This is a genomic window from Halorubrum sp. AD140 (assembly GCF_034497445.1).
Lineage (GTDB): Archaea > Halobacteriota > Halobacteria > Halobacteriales > Haloferacaceae > Halorubrum.
In genome coordinates this window covers 22,854-37,277 of record NZ_JAXRUU010000031.1, presented here as the reverse complement: position 1 = coordinate 37,277, position 14,424 = coordinate 22,854, and the positions used below count along the sequence as shown (strand labels likewise).

At 69.7% G+C, this 14,424-nt stretch carries 17 protein-coding genes; 12 read left to right on the top strand and 5 right to left on the bottom strand.

What is annotated here, in order from left to right:
• The 6 genes from U4E84_RS09580 to U4E84_RS09555 all read left to right on the top strand — a co-directional run.
• On the top strand, positions 1–478 hold a 478-nt coding region (locus U4E84_RS09580), incomplete at its 5' end, for an NUDIX hydrolase (protein WP_322531871.1).
• 350 nt (positions 479–828) lie between these two features.
• A complete protein-coding gene (locus tag U4E84_RS09575; RefSeq protein WP_322531870.1) occupies positions 829–2,082 on the top strand; it encodes a 4Fe-4S ferredoxin N-terminal domain-containing protein in 1,254 nt (417 codons plus the stop codon).
• Positions 2,079–3,404 (top strand): NrfD/PsrC family molybdoenzyme membrane anchor subunit, encoded by a 1,326-nt coding sequence (gene nrfD / locus U4E84_RS09570; protein ID WP_322531869.1) that lies wholly within the window; start codon positions 2,079–2,081, stop codon positions 3,402–3,404. Before U4E84_RS09575 ends, nrfD begins: the two co-directional genes overlap by 4 nt.
• Positions 3,401–3,691: a hypothetical protein gene (locus tag U4E84_RS09565; protein ID WP_322531868.1), complete on the top strand. Its 291-nt coding sequence runs from the start codon at positions 3,401–3,403 to the stop codon at positions 3,689–3,691. The genes nrfD and U4E84_RS09565 overlap by 4 nt, the downstream gene beginning before the upstream one ends.
• 42 nt (positions 3,692–3,733) lie before the next feature.
• Positions 3,734–4,831 (top strand): Mrp/NBP35 family ATP-binding protein, encoded by a 1,098-nt coding sequence (locus U4E84_RS09560; protein WP_322531867.1) that lies wholly within the window; start codon positions 3,734–3,736, stop codon positions 4,829–4,831.
• Between the two features lie 102 nt (positions 4,832–4,933).
• Entirely contained in the window at positions 4,934–5,767 is an 834-nt protein-coding gene (locus tag U4E84_RS09555) for an NAD+ synthase (protein WP_322531866.1), read from the top strand.
• Between the two features lie 45 nt (positions 5,768–5,812).
• Here U4E84_RS09555 and U4E84_RS09550 read toward each other — a convergent pair whose 3' ends face one another.
• Positions 5,813–5,962: a hypothetical protein gene (locus tag U4E84_RS09550; RefSeq protein ID WP_322531865.1), complete on the bottom strand. Its 150-nt coding sequence runs from the start codon at positions 5,960–5,962 to the stop codon at positions 5,813–5,815.
• A gap of 160 nt (positions 5,963–6,122) precedes the next feature.
• The gene (locus U4E84_RS09545) at positions 6,123–7,229 is read right to left on the bottom strand and encodes an anthranilate phosphoribosyltransferase (protein ID WP_322531864.1); all 1,107 of its coding nucleotides are present in this window, start codon (positions 7,227–7,229) and stop codon (positions 6,123–6,125) included.
• A gap of 300 nt (positions 7,230–7,529) precedes the next feature.
• On the opposite strand from U4E84_RS09545, the gene U4E84_RS09540 reads away from it, so the two are divergent.
• The 5 genes from U4E84_RS09540 (at position 7,530) to U4E84_RS09520 (ending at position 10,560) form a co-directional block, all read left to right on the top strand.
• Positions 7,530–7,688 (top strand): hypothetical protein, encoded by a 159-nt coding sequence (locus U4E84_RS09540; protein WP_322531863.1) that lies wholly within the window; start codon positions 7,530–7,532, stop codon positions 7,686–7,688.
• A gap of 85 nt (positions 7,689–7,773) precedes the next feature.
• Positions 7,774–8,835: an Lrp/AsnC family transcriptional regulator gene (locus U4E84_RS09535; RefSeq protein WP_322531862.1), complete on the top strand. Its 1,062-nt coding sequence runs from the start codon at positions 7,774–7,776 to the stop codon at positions 8,833–8,835.
• Positions 8,836–8,924: 89 nt separating this feature from the next.
• Positions 8,925–9,731, top strand: coding sequence for an aldo/keto reductase (locus U4E84_RS09530; RefSeq protein ID WP_322531861.1), 807 nt, complete (start codon positions 8,925–8,927; stop codon positions 9,729–9,731).
• 124 nt (positions 9,732–9,855) lie between these two features.
• Positions 9,856–10,017 carry a hypothetical protein gene (locus U4E84_RS09525; RefSeq protein WP_322531860.1) on the top strand — a complete coding sequence of 54 codons (162 nt, stop codon included), beginning with the start codon at positions 9,856–9,858 and terminating at the stop codon, positions 10,015–10,017.
• A 135-nt stretch (positions 10,018–10,152) separates the two neighbouring features.
• A complete protein-coding gene (locus tag U4E84_RS09520; RefSeq protein WP_322531859.1) occupies positions 10,153–10,560 on the top strand; it encodes a DUF5790 family protein in 408 nt (135 codons plus the stop codon).
• A gap of 69 nt (positions 10,561–10,629) precedes the next feature.
• Here the strand turns inward: U4E84_RS09520 and U4E84_RS09515 are convergent, their stop codons facing one another.
• On the bottom strand, positions 10,630–11,397 hold the full coding sequence (locus tag U4E84_RS09515) for a creatininase family protein (protein ID WP_322531858.1): 768 nt from the start codon (positions 11,395–11,397) through the stop codon (positions 10,630–10,632).
• A 190-nt stretch (positions 11,398–11,587) separates the two neighbouring features.
• Between U4E84_RS09515 and U4E84_RS09510 the strand changes: the two genes are divergently transcribed.
• Entirely contained in the window at positions 11,588–11,950 is a 363-nt protein-coding gene (locus U4E84_RS09510) for a hypothetical protein (protein WP_322531857.1), read from the top strand.
• A 30-nt stretch (positions 11,951–11,980) separates the two neighbouring features.
• On the opposite strand, the gene U4E84_RS09505 is transcribed toward U4E84_RS09510, so the two are convergent.
• On the bottom strand, positions 11,981–13,924 hold the full coding sequence (locus U4E84_RS09505; protein WP_322531856.1) for an ABC transporter ATP-binding protein: 1,944 nt from the start codon (positions 13,922–13,924) through the stop codon (positions 11,981–11,983).
• 105 nt (positions 13,925–14,029) lie between these two features.
• Positions 14,030–14,338, bottom strand: coding sequence for a hypothetical protein (locus U4E84_RS09500; protein ID WP_322531855.1), 309 nt, complete (start codon positions 14,336–14,338; stop codon positions 14,030–14,032).
• Positions 14,339–14,424 lie beyond the last annotated feature (86 nt).

Genomic DNA, 14,424 nt, shown 5'->3' with positions numbered 1-14,424 from the left:
GGGGGGATACGACCGCGTCGAACAGCCCGACGGGACGGAGAAGAAGTACTACTGGGCGGAGCTGTCGCCCGCGGCGGTCGTGGTCGCGGTCGCCGACGGCGACGTGCTGTTCGTCGAGCAGTACCGGCCGACGGTCCGGAACACCCAGCTGGAGCTGCCCGCGGGGATAGTCGAGCGCGGCGAGTCGTACACCGCAGCCGGGGCGCGCGAGCTCGCCGAGGAGACCGGCTTCGCCCCCTCCTCGACGACGCTCCTCCAGGAGGTGTGGTGTTCGACGGGCGTGCTCCGGCACAGGCGCGGGTACGTGTTCGCCGAGGGGCTCGAACCGGTCGCCGTCGACCACGACAGCAACGAGTTCCTCGCGCCGCGGGCGGTCCCGATCGAGGAGGCGCTCGCGATCGCCCGAGAGCCGCCGACGAACGACGCGACGCTCGAAGGACTGTTGCTGGCCGACCGCGAGGGGCTGTTGGACCGGTAGCGAGACGACCGCGAGGGGCTGTTGGACCGGTAGCGAGACGACCGCGAGGGACTGTTTGATCGATAGCGAGGCGACCGCGAGGGACTGCTCTCGATCGGGCTCGGGACCGCGCTCGGTTTCCGCATGAGTGTCCGCACGAACAGGTTCGGCTCCCCTTCTCAACGGGTTGGAACGAGCGGCACGATTCACGGGGACTCCGGCGCGCAGTCGGAACGGGGTCGTCACGTCGTGTCCACCGCACGGACGGGATCGCCCTCGCCGCCGGCCGCGGCGCGCGGCCGAGGCGGCGAACGCGCCCGACGGCGGCTCCTCGGCTACGGCCGCGGTCGCCGTCAAACGGGATACCAACCATGAGCACGGACGAGTCACCACCTGTGGACGACGAGGAGCGGTACAGACGCCTCCTCGACGAGACGGGGTACGACGCGGACCTCGGGCTGGAGATGGCCCGAGACGCCCAGCGGGTGTCCGCTGGCGACCTCTCGGAGGTCGCGTTCTACGAACGGTACCACGACCGGATCGTCGAGGAGTTCGCCACGGACGAACGAGAGATCGACCTGCCGGAGCCCGACGCCGCCGGCGGGGACACCGGAGACGGCGGGGGGTACCTCGACCGGCTCGGCGCGGCGCTGTCCGGGATGGACCCCGACGGCGAGGAGTCCCGGCGGTCGGTGATGAAGAAGGGCGCCGCGGCCGCCGGCGCGCTGGGCCTCGCCGGCTGGGGGACCGCACAGAACGCCGCGGGCCAGGGCGGCGACGGCGGCGCGGGCGCCGGCGACGACGACCCGGACACCCGCTGGGGGATGACGGTCAACCTCAACAACTGCGACGGGTGTCTCGCCTGCGCGGCCGCCTGTAGCCAGGAACACGGCCTCTCGGAGGGGGCGAACTGGATGTACGTCTTCGCCTTCGAGGACGAGGGACAGGAGGACGAGAGCCTCCTGCCGCGCACCTGCCAGCACTGCACCGACTCGCCGTGCACGAAAGTGTGTCCGGTGGGCGCCCGCCACACCCGCGCGGAGGACGGGCTCGTCCTCACGGACTACGACATCTGCATCGGCTGTCGGTACTGCGAGGTTTCCTGCCCGTACGGCGTCAACTACTTCCAGTGGGGCGAGCCGGACGTGCCCGACTCGGAGATTCCGGACGAACACCAGATCGACGACCGCGGCAGGTGGGTCGGCGCCCGCCCGCCGGAGGGCGTGATGGGCAAGTGCACGTTCTGCGTCGACCGGCAGGACGGCCAGATGGGCGAAGAGAAGGTCGGGACGACCGCCTGTGAGGAGGCGTGCTCGATGGACGCCGTCCACTTCGGCGACCTGAACGACCCGGAGAGCGCGCCCAACCGGCACCTCCGCGAGTACCGGGACGAACACGAGAACGACACCGACGAGTTCCCCGACCGCAAGGAGGACACGGTCTCGACGTTCAAGCTGTTAGAAGAGCGCGGCACCGAGCCCAACGTCACCTTCATCGGCGACGAGCCGTCGCCGCACGCTGAACAGGTCGACGGTCCGGTGAGCTACGAGGAGGTCGGCCTCGTCGACAACCGCAAGGAAGTGCTCGACGAGGGCGGAGCGGCAGCGGGGGGTGAGACGGCGTGAGCGTCGACGTGACCGGGGTCGACCGCGACACGCTCCTGCGGCCCGTCCGGTCGGTCTCCAAGCGGTACCTCGTGGCGCTGGCGGTCGCGGTCGGCCTCATCGGCGTCTGGCTGGCCTTCTACTACCAGCAGCTCCGGCACGGGCTGATCGTCACCAACCTCTCGGACTGGGGCTCCGGCGGCGGCGTGCCGTGGGGGCTGTACATCGGCGCGTTCATCTGGTGGGTCGGCATCGCCCACGGCGGGATCATCCTGTCGGCGGCGGTCCGGCTGCTGGGGATGGACACGTACCAGCCGGTCGCGCGGCTCGCCGAGCTGTTGACGATTGCCGCGCTGACCTGCGCGGGTATCTTCATCCTCATCCACGTCGGTCGCCCCGACCGGCTGGTGACGAGCGTGATCCCGGCGTGGCCGACCCGCGTCCAGTGGTCGCCGCTGACGTGGGACGTGACCGTCATCACCGCGTACTTCGTGTTGACCGCGACGTACCTCGGCCTGACGATACGGTACGACGTCCACCGGCTGCGCGACCGCCTGCCGGACCGGTTCGACCCGCTGTACCGCGCCCTGCTCGTCGGCTACTCCGAGAAGGAGGACGCCGTCGTCGAGCGGATGGTGTGGTGGATCGCGTTCGCGATCATCATCATGGCGCCGCTGCTGCTCCACGGCGGGGTGATCCCGTGGCTGTTCTCGCTCCTACCCTCGATGGCCGGCTGGGCCGGCGGGGTCCAGGGGCCGTCGTTCCTCTCGATCGCGTTAACCTCCGCCGTCAGCGGGATCATCATCATCTCCGCCGCGTTCCGGTACGCGTACGGCTGGGAGGAGCTCATCCCGGACGCGGTGTTCCACGGACTGGGCAAGTGGCTCGGATTCTTCAGCCTCATCTTCCTGTGGCTCCAGCTCCAGCAGGTGATCACGGGGATCTTCGCCGCGCCGACGACGCTCCAGCACGCCGCCGAGGTGAAGATATCGACCCCGCTGTACTGGGTCGCGATCGGGCTCGTCGCGGTCGCCATGCTGTACGCGTTCGCGACGTCCCTGCGTCCCGATCTGTTCAGCGTGCGGGCGCTCGTCGGCCTCTCGGTCGGGGTGCTCGCCGGGACGCTCGCCGAGAAGGTGCTGTTCGTCGTCGAGGGGCTCCAGCACGCGCACCTCGACGTGTACGCCGGCGTCCCCGGCCCCTACGTCCCGTCGGCGATCGAGATCTCCGCGCTGCTCGGGACGATCGGGGTCGTCGTGCTGTTCTTCCTCGTCGTCTCGAAGGTGATCCCCGTCGTCGAGCTACACGCGATCGAGGACGACCACGAGGAGGTGAACCCATGACGCTCGCAACGACCGCACTCGCCGTCGCGCCGTTCGCGCTCGCCGAGACGCCGGTTCCGCTCGAGAGCGCGTCCGAGTACACGCTCCCGTTCGTCGGGCCCGGCACGTACCTCATCTTCGGCATCGTGCTGCTACCGGTGTACGCGATGGTCGCGGCGTGGTTCCTCGGCGACCCGAGCGACCGCACCGCCGGCCTGCTCGGCGTGGGGTACCTCGCCGGCCTGACGACCGCCCTCTGGGGCGGACTGTTCGTCGCGACGGTGATCATCGGAGTGCTGTTCTTCTGACGCATCGCCCGCCGACCGCCTTCGACCCGACCCAACTCAACCATGACCGCCACCGAATCCGACCTGCTCGACCGACTCGCGGCCGTCGAGGACCCGTGTAACGACGACGACATCGTCTCCATGGGGCTCGTGAACGACGTGACCGTCCGAGGCGACACCGCGGAGGTGTCGCTGGCGTTCAACGCGCCGTACGCGCCCGCCGAGATGGAGATCGGCAACGCGGTCCGCGACGCGGTCGCGGACGCCGGCCTGGAGTCCGACCTGCACGCCGAGGTCGGCGCCGACCACGGCGTCGAGCGGGAGTTGCTCCCGGACGTGCGCAACGTGATCGCCGTCGCCTCCGGGAAGGGCGGCGTCGGAAAGACCACCGTCGCCGCCAACCTCGCCGCCGCGCTCAACGACCGGGGCGCGCGCGTCGGGGTCCTCGACGCGGACGTGCACGGGCCGAACGTCCCCCGGCTGCTCCCGACCGAGAACGAACCGGGCGTGCTGCCCGAGGGCGAGATCGTTCCGCCGCGTTCGGACGGGGTCATGGTGATGAGCACCGAGCACCTGCTGCCCGGCGGCGACGAGCCGGCCGTGCTTCGGGGCCCGATGGTGAACAACGTGATGATGAAGTTCATCGAGGAGGTCGAGTGGGGGCGGCTCGACTACCTCGTCGTCGACCTCCCGCCAGGGACCGGCGACGCGTCGCTGAACCTGCTCCAGACCCTCCCCGTCGCGGGCGTCGTCATCGTCACGACTCCCCAAGAGATGGCGGTCGCCGACGCCCGCAAGGGGCTGCGGCTGTTCGCCGACCACGAGGCGCCCGTGCTCGGGGTCGTCGAGAACATGAGCGGGTTCCGGTGTCCGAGCTGCGGCGACACGCACCGGACCTTCGGCAGCGGCGGCGCGGACGAGGTCGCCGCCGACTACGACGTGCCGGTGCTCGCCACGCTGCCGGTCCACCCGGACTTCGACTCGGCGGACCGCGACGGGCCGACCGTCCGCGACGAGGACAGCGAGGTCCGCGCGGACCTGGTGGAGATGGCCGAGACCGTCGCCGACCGCGTCGGCGCGGAGAACCGGCGGCGGGTGGCCGACCACGTCGCCGCGGCGGACGCCGCCGACCGGATCCCGGCCGAGGCCGAGTCGGACTGAGAGGCCGCGTTCCGTCGCCACCCCGCCCCGTCGAATCCGACGAACGTCCAGTTCGGCGCGTTAACGAGGAGGTATTAGTCGCGTCGGTCCCTGTCTCTCTCCATGAGTCAGCACTCGGACCAGTCGGTGTTGCTGTCGGACGATCCGCCGCTCGACCTCCGCTTCTCGGAGTCGGAGCTGGAGGCGACCCGCGAGCGCGTCGTCTCGTTCGTCGCGGACGTCGTCGACGACGCGGACGCCGAGGGCGCCGTCCTCGGCCTCTCGGGCGGGATCGACTCGACGCTGACCGCGCACCTCGCCGTCGAGGCGCTCGGCGAGGGCGGCCTCCACGGGATCACGATGCCCGCCGCGGTGAACGACCCCGACGTGATGAGCGACGCCGAGCGCGTCGCCCGCGACCTCGGGATCGAGTACGACGTGGTCGAGATCCAGCCGATCGCGGAGGCGTTCTTCGACGCGTTTCCGGAGGCCGCCGAGGACCGGACGGCGGCCGGGAACGTGTACGTCCGGACCCGTGCGGTCCTGAACTACCTCGTCGCCAACGCGGAGAACCGGATCGTGCTGGGGACCGGCAACCGCGCGGAGGCGATGACCGGCTACTTCACCAAGTACGGCGACCAGGCGGTCGACTGCAACCCCATCGGCAACCTCTACAAACAGCAGGTCCGCCAGCTCGCCGCCCACGTCGGCGTCCCGCGGGACCTCGTGATGCAGGAGCCGACCGCCGGCATGTGGGAGGGACAGACCGACGCGGAGGAGATGGGTCTCGACTACGACACCGTCGACGCGATCCTCGCGGTCCACGTCGACGGCGGCCTCTCGAAGTCGGCGACGGTCCGCGAGCTGGACGTGCCCGCGGCGGCCGTCGACCGCGTCGTCGAGCTCCACGAGCGCAGCGCCCACAAGCGGTCGATGCCGCCGGCTCCGGAGCGGTAGTCGGCGGCGGTGGGGACCTCGAAAACCGGGGAGGGGGCGGGCCGCTCAGGCGTCGTGCGCCCGTCGCTTCGTGACCTCCGCGATACCAGCGTTTGCCGAGCAGTTCGGGCACGCGTGGATCCGGCCGCGCGCGTCCGAGAACACGCGGGCGAACCGGTCCGAGACGTGCGCGTCGCAGTGTTCACACGCGGGCATTGCGGGACCTCGCCCGGTGTGAGATGGCGTCGTGTGTCATGGTGTTCGGTGCGTGTGAGAGTTGGTCACGAACGCCTAAGTGGGCTTTCCGAACTGGGTCCAAAATTCCTCCAAAAACGGTCCGCGGACGCCGGGAGCGGGGTCGGCGTCGCCCCGAGGGTCAGAACGCCCGTAGCTCCTCGAGCACGTTCGTCGCGGAGCCGTCGTCGATCGCCTCGCGGGCCGCCGCCAGCCCCTCCTCGATCGAGTCGGCGTCCTCGCGGGCGTAGATCCGGAGCGCGGCGTTGACCGCGACCGCGTCGGCGAATGCGTCGTCGCGCTCGCCGGCGAGCACCTCCTCCGTGATCCGCGCGGAGTCGACCGCGACGTCGTCGACCGCGAGGTCCGCCTCCTCGAGGTCCATCCCGTACTCGGCGGTCTCGATTTCGAAGTCGTCGAAGGAGGCGCCGTCGCTGCCGGGGTCGTCTCCCTCGCCGTCGCTCCCGCCGGCCGCGTCCCACTCGGCGACCTTGGTGTAGCCGGGGCGCACGTCGTCGTACCCCTCCATGCCCTGGAACATGAGGACGCGGTCGAGGTCGTGGAACTCGCTCTCGACGAACGTGTCGACGACCTTCTTCGCGAACGCGAGGTGGTAGAAGGAGCCGAGGTGGACCGACGCGCCGGCGGGGTTCGCGAGCGTCTCGATCGTGTTGACGAACGTGCGGACGCCCATCTGGTCGCGGCGGTCGAACAGGTCGTCGATCGCCGGGTTGAACGCGGGCTGGTAGTAGAAGCCGAAGCCGGTCTCGTCGACCATGTCGGCGGAGTCGGCGGGCGTCAGCTCGGTGTGGACGCCCAGTTCGTCTAAGACGTGCTTGTACGCGTCCTGCTTCTGGGTGGGGACCCGGTCACCGGAGTGGACGACGACGGGGGTGCCAGCGGCGGCCGCGACCGCGCCCGCCGCGACGCCCAAGATTGCGGTCCGGCCCTTCCCGTCGTAGTTGGCACCGCAGTCGACGGGATCGACGTCGGGTTCCGCGTACTCGACGCGCTCGCACATCACGTCGACGTACGCGCCGAGCTCCTCGGGCGTGTTCCGCTTCCAGCGGTTCGCGAGCCAGAACGCCCCGAGCGTCGTCGGGTCGGGCTCGTCCGCGAGGATCCGCTCGAACGCCTCGGTCGCCTGCGCGCGCGTGAGGTCGTCGGCCGACTTGTGACCGGAGCCGCAGACCTCGGTCATCAGCCGCTTGAGGGGCCACTCGCCGAACTCCTGTGTCGCCTGAGCCATACCCGCCGTTCGGGTCCTCGAACGAAAAGTCCCCCGCTCGACTCCCGAGCCGCGGGAATCGATCGCCGAGATCGGGCCCTCAGAGAGGGGCCGGCCGAGCGCGCGAGAGCGGCGAACACGGCGAACCGACCGGCTCGCGCCGCAATCGTGGTATTCGATCCCACATGGAGAAAACACGAACGTCCGGTTTTGAGCGTATTTAAACTGTATAACGAGTGTTTTGGCACTAGTAGATCCTTTAACGAGCTTTGAAAGGCGTTAGAGTTATATGTTCGTCCATCTAGTGAACAGTTGTTCCCGATGACGTCCAAATCCGTCGCCACCGCGCTCACGCTGTATCGCGCCCGCACGCTGACGCTCGAACAGGCCGCCACGATCGGCGGCTGCTCGGCGGCGCAGTTGGAGGAGAGCGCTCGGCCGTTCGCGCCGATTCCCGACGAGTCCCCCGCTGACGACTGACCGGCCTCCCGAGGTCACCGACCGCCTTCCGGAACCGCTGGCTCCCTCCGAAACCGGTACGTACGCGGGTCCCCTGATCCGACCAATGAGCCTGGACGCAGACTGGCGGGCCGGGATCGACGCGGTCGACGCCGCGCTCATCGACGGGTACCAGAGCGGCTTCCCCGTCGAGTCGCACCCGTTCGAGCGGGTCGCTCGCGACGTCGCGGCCGAGACGGGCGTCGACGTCGACGCCGACGACGTCCTCGACCGCGTCCGCGCCCTCCGCGAACGGGGGGTGTTCCGGCGGTTCGGCGCGGTGCTCAACCCGCCCGTCATCGGCTCCTCGACGCTCGCGGCGGTGCGCGCGCCCGAGGACCGCTTCGACGAGATCGCCGAGGTCGTCAACGGCTACCGGCAGGTGAACCACAACTACCGGCGCGACCACGAGTGGAACCAGTGGTTCGTCGTCACCGCGGGCTCCCGGGAGCGGCGCGACGCGATCCTCGCGGAGATCGAAGAGCGGACCGGCTGCGAGGTGCTGAACCTCCCGATGCTCACGGACTACTACATCGATCTCGAGTTCCCCGTCGTCAACGGCGACCGTTTTGCGCGAGAATCACTGGATCAGACGGCCGTCTCCGCCACCCGCATCTCCGAGCGCGCCCGCGGCGATCTCACGCCCCTCGAAGGCGACCTCCTCCTGGCGATCCAAGGCGGCTTCCCGCTGTCTCCGACCCCCTACGCCGACGTGGCAGACGAGATCGACGCCCCGCTCAACGACGTGCTCGCGGCGGTCGAGCGCCTGCTCGCAGACGGCTGTATCAAGCGGATCGGCTGCGTCGTCAACCACGTCGTCACCGGGTTCAGGAACAACTGCATGGTCGTCTGGGACGTGCCCGACGACGAGCTCGACGCGCGCGGCGAGGCGGTCGGGAGCCTCCCGTACGTCACGCTGTGTTACCACCGCCCGCGCCGGACCGAGCAGGGCTGGGAGTACAACCTGTTCACGATGATCCACGGGCGCGAGGCCGAGGCCGTCGACGCGAAGATCGACGAGCTGGCGGCCGACCACCTCCCCTTCCCCCACGAGCGGCTCTACTCGACGGAGACGCTCAAACAGACCGGCGCGCGGTACGAGGACCTGGTGGCGGACGGCGGCGACTAGGAGGGCGGAGCGGCGCGGGGAGCGCCGCGACGAGGCGTGCCGAGGCCAGAGACCGGTACGTTGACGGGGGTCGCACACGCCGACCCGGTATGTCCAACGCCTTCGATCGGCTCGGGTACGGGACGTACAAGCTGGCGCACGGGGAGGAGTGCGTCTCCGGAGTCGCCCACGCGGTCGAGACCGGATACCGCCACGTCGACACCGCACAGGGGTACGACAACGAGGCGTCGGTCGGGACGGGGATCGACCGCACCGACGTCGACCGCGATGACCTGTTCGTCGCGACAAAGCTGTCGACGGACAACCTCTCGTACGACGACGCGACCGCGACCGCGCGGGTGAGCCGCGACCGGCTCGGCGTCGACTCGATCGACCTGCTGTACGTCCACTGGCCGATCAACACCTACGATCCGGAGGAGACGCTGCCCGCCCTCGACGACCTCGTCGACGACGGCGTCGTCGACCGGATCGGGCTCTCGAACTTTCGGCCCGACCAACTCGACGAGGCGATCGACCGGCTGGACCACGACGTGTTCGCCCACCAGGTCGAGTGCCACCCGCTGTTCCAGCAGACCGAGCTCCGCGAGCGTGCGATCGAGCACGGCCACTGGCTCGTCGCGTACTCGCCCATCGCGCGCAATCGGGTGGCCGACGTGGACGCCCTCCGGGAAATCGCCGCGAAACACGACGCGAGCCCGGCGCAGGTGAGCCTCGCGTGGCTGCTCTCGAAGGAGCGCGTCGCGCCCATCCCGAAGGCGGCGAGCGCCGAGCACGTCGAGGAGAACTGGGCCGCCCGCGAGCTCGACCTCGACCCCGAGGACGTCGATCGTATCGACGGGCTCGACCGCGACGAGCGGATCGTCGACTTCGACGAGGCGCCCTGGAACCAGGTCTGAGACGAGAGCGACGCCACCGCGAGCCGGTGCGTCTCCGGAGGGCTCCGGAGCCGTGGGGACCGCTCGACGGCCGAATGGAGGCCTCATAGTCGGGTTTAGGGGCAGACGGCGTGTACAACCGATCGTGACCCCGTCCGAGACCGATCCCGTCGACCGACCTGGCCTGCTGGCCGTCACGCCGAGTGCCGAGCGCGTGTTCGAGTGGCTCCTGACGCTCGCGCTGCTGACCTGCGTGCTGGCGCTGCTGGTCGGGCTGATCACCCTGGAGCTCCTCGTCCGACTGTGAGCCGGAACCGACGTCTAGGCGCAGCGGAACTGAACCGCCATCGGCACGGGACGGGGATCCTGACGCCCCGTCCTCGGAGATTTCACTTTCGCTTTCGGGCGCGTTTTTAAAAGGCGTCGCCCCGACAGGTGGGATATGAGCCAGTCCACGTTCGACGACGACGACCTGTTCGGCGAGGCGGCCGCGGAGACGCGCGCGGAGGTCGAAGAGCACCTCGCGGCCGCCCGGGCCGAACTCCCCGACCCGGACGACGTGTGGGAGACGGACGCGGACAACGTTCTCGGGGCGCTCAACGGGCTCAAGTCCGCGCTCGACGTCGGCGACGCGCTCGAATCGGTCCGGTCGGCGAAGAAGGCGTACGTGCTCGGCGAGCGCGCCGACGCGTTCGAGGACGCCGACGATCTGAAGGCGGAGATCGAGGATCTGGAGTCGCTCGTGGGCGACATCGAGAGCGCCGCCGAGGAGGTCGCCTCGCTCACCGGCACCGTCCCCGCGATCCGCGGCGCCCTGCAGGACGCGGCGAACGACGAGGACGAGGAGTAGCCCCCCGGCGCTCCGCCCGACTCCTACGCCGGTTCCCGCCCGACTCCTACGCCGGTTCCCGCCCGACTCCTACGCCGGTTCCCGCTCGACGACAGCCGCCGCGAGCGACGCGAGCGCGTCGCTCGCGAGGTTCAGAAGCTCCTCCCCGCGCTCGGCGTCCCCCTCCCGCGGGTCGCCGACCACCCCGTTCTCGGTGAACTCGTCGGAGTCGTGCGCGAGGTTCACCCCCGAGACCCACTCGCCCCAGCGGTCGGCGGCCCCCTCGCTCGCGGCCGCGACGCGGTCCTCGCGGACGAGTTCGGGGTTCGTCGCGCGCAGCAGCGCCGTCTCCAGCGGGCCGGCGTGTCCCATGTCGCTCGCGTGTCCGCCGACCGCCTCGAACCAGGTGAACGCGACCGCGTACCCGTCGTGGGCGGGATCGCGGGAGAATCGCCGGGCGACCTCCGCGAGCGCCTCCACGTTGCCGCCGTGCCCGTTGACGAACACGACTCGGTCGACCCCGTGATGCGGCAGCGATTCGGCGGCCTCACGGACGTACGCCCGGAAGGTGTCCGGCGAGACCCACAGCGTTCCGTCGAAGGCGCGGTGCTCCTCGGCGACGCCGACGGGGACGGGCGGAGCGACCGCGACCTCGCCCGCGCCCCCCGCGGACGCGTCGCGGTCGGCGGCCATGGCCCCGTACTCCGTCGCCCCGGCCTCCGCGACCGCGACGGCGTCGAGCGTGTCGGTCCCAAGCGGCGCGTGGGGGCCGTGCTGTTCGGTGCTGCCGACGGGGACGAACGCGACGTCGACGTCGGCGTCGCGCACGTCGGTCCAGGTGGCGTCCGCGAGGCGCATACGAACCCCTCGGCGGGAGGCGCCGTATAGCCGACGGTCTCGGCGCGGAGGCGGCTTCGGAAGTGAGATCGGAGAGGGTGAGAGCGGACGAGAGCGAATTGGAGGGACGAGAGCGAGTGAGAGCGAATGGGGGAGCGAGACACGCGGATCCGACCTGGGGAATTATTTTCTTTCTCGTTGAAGGGAACGCATGAGCAACGACAACGAGAGACACGGTCGAACGGCGGGGGTGACGTTCGGCCCCCTGAAACGGGCGCTCCGCGAGCACCGGTACCCCGTGTCGGTCGGCGAGCTGATCGAGCAGTACGGCGGGTTCGAGCTGGAGACCGGGGCGGGGAGCGAGCGCCTGGAGACGGCGCTGGAGCGGTGCGAGCGGAGGCAGTTTCACGAGCCGCGAGAGGTGCGTGACGCGATCCTCGGTGCGCTCGACGACGTCGTGGCAGACGAGCGACGACTGTCGCCGGAGGGCACCGACGCGGAGGAGAGCGACGCGGGCGCCGAGGAGACCGGTGCGAGCGTCGAGGCGGACGACTGGAGCGGGCTGTCCTCCTGATCCCGGCGGCGAGGGGCGCTCGCCGGCCGGTCAGTCGTCGTCGGACTCCGCCTCCTTGATGAGCCGCGCGGTGCGCTCCTGGGCGCGGTCGATGAACTCCTGCGGGAGCTCGTCGATCTCGCCGGCCTGCACGCCCCAGAGGTGCGCGTACAGCCCGCCGTCGTCGAGCAGCTCCGCGTGCGTCCCGCGCTCGACGACCTCGCCGCCCTCCAACACGAGGATCGCGTCGGCGTCCCTGATCGTCGAGAGCCGGTGGGCGATCGCGAACGTCGTCCGGTCGGCCGTGAGGCGGTCGAGCGACCGCTGGATCAGCATCTCCGTCTCGGTGTCGACGTCGGACGTGGCCTCGTCGAGGATCAGGATGTCGGGGTCTTTGAGCACCGCCCGCGCGATCGTGATCCGCTGGCGCTGACCGCCCGAGAGCTTCACGCCGCGCTCGCCGACCATCGTGTCGTAGCCGTCCGGGAGTTTCCGGATGAACTCGTGCGCCTCCGCGGCCTCCGCGGCCTCGCGGACCTCCTCGTCGGTCGCGTCGAAGGTGCCGTACGTGATGTTCTCGCGGACGGTGCCGTAGAAGAGGTACGACGACTGGCCGACGTAGCCGATCGACCGGCGGAGCGACGTGAGCGTCACGTCGCGGACGTCCTGCCCGTCGATCCGGATGGCGCCGTCGTCGACGTCGTACATCCGGAGGAGCAGCTTGAGGACCGTGGACTTCCCGGCCCCGGTCGGGCCGACCAGGGCGAGCGTCTCGCCGCCTCCGACCGCGAAGTCGACGTCGGAGACGATCGTCTCCTCGTCGTAGCCGAAGCTCACGTCGTCGTAGACGACCTCGCCCTCGTCGACGACCAGCTCCTCGGCCTCCGGGTCCTCGGCGAGTCGCGAGGGCTCGTCCATCAGCCCGAAGATCCGCGCGGAGGAGGCGCGGGCGCGCTGGTACATGTTGATGATCTGCCCGAACTGCGCCATCGGCCAGATGAACCGCTGGGTGTAGAGGATGAACACGATGAACATCCCCTCGGAGAGATCACCCGTGAACGGCCCGGGCGGACCCTGGAACACCCAGAGGCCGCCGACGACGAACGTGAGCACGAAGCCGATGCCGGCGAGCACGCGGAGCGCCGGGAAGAACTTGATCCGGGTCTCGATGGCGTCCCAGTTGGCGTCGAAGTAGTCGAAGGAGACGTCGTCGACGCGGTCGGACTCGTAGGACTCGGTGTTCGACGACTTGATCACCTGGATGCCGCCGAGGTTGTTCTCCAGCCGGGAGTTCATCTTGCCGACAGTCGACCGCACCTCGGCGTACTTGGGCTGGATGGTCTTGATGAACAGGTAGGTGAATCCGGCGATGACCGGCACGGGCAACAGCGCGACCAGGGCGAGCTGCCAGTTGATCCAGAGCAGGAGGACGCTGATCCCGACCACCATCACCGACAGGCGGAACAGGGAGTTCATCCCGTCGTTCAGGAACCGTTCGAGGCGGTTCACGTCGTTCGAGAGGATCGACATCATCTCGCCGGTCTGCTTGTCCGAGAAGAACTCCATGTTGAGCCGCTGCATCTTGTCGTAGGTGTCCGTCCGGACGTCGTGCTGGATGTTCTGCGCGAAGGCGTTGAACCCCCAGTTACGGACCCAGTGGAACGCGGCGCCGATACCGAACGCGCCGGCGAGGACGACGATCGTGAACCAGAACTGCTCGGTCTGGGCGGTCGGGAGCCACGCGTCCGGCAGCAGGACCAGCGGGATCTGTTCGTCGAACGCGGCCTCCTCTCGAAAGATCGCGTCGATGGCGATCCCGAGCATGAGCGGGGGAAGGAGGTCGAGGAGCCGCGCGAAGACGCTGGCGAGGATGCCGACGGAGACCTGCGGGAGGTAGTCGCGACCGTACGCGAGGAACAGCCGTTTCATCGGGTTATCGACGTTATCTCGCTGTTCCTCGAAGGGGTCGTCTTCCTCCCACTCGACGCTACTCATTACCGCCTCATATCGTATCTGTCGGCAAATAGGTTTCCTTCGAACCGAAACATATCGGCGGCAATGGCCGGTAACGAGCGTCAGCGACCGCGTTTGAGGGGTCGATCACACCTGACGGCGCTCGACGTCGGGAGCGATGCCTGCGGCAGCGAGATCGTCGCGGATCCGCCGCCGGAGGGGATCGGGGATCTCACCGCGTGGAACCGGAGCGGCCGTGGCGGTCGTCGTCGAGTCGTCCGCCGGCGAAGCGCCGCTCCCGGGCGCGACCGGAACCGTCCAGTAGAGGACGCACTCGGCGTCCGCGTAGAACTCCACCGCGAACCGGTCGCCGCCGCCGTCGTAGTGGACCCGGGCGGCGGCGCCCTCGGCGTGCCACCCCTCCCGGCGGACCAGCGCGGCGATCGAGTCGTGCATGGTCGCGCTCGGGGCGGCGGACACATGTCGGTGTCGGCCCCGACTGTCCCGCGGTGACGGGGGCGGCCCGAGTTCCGCAATCGGCG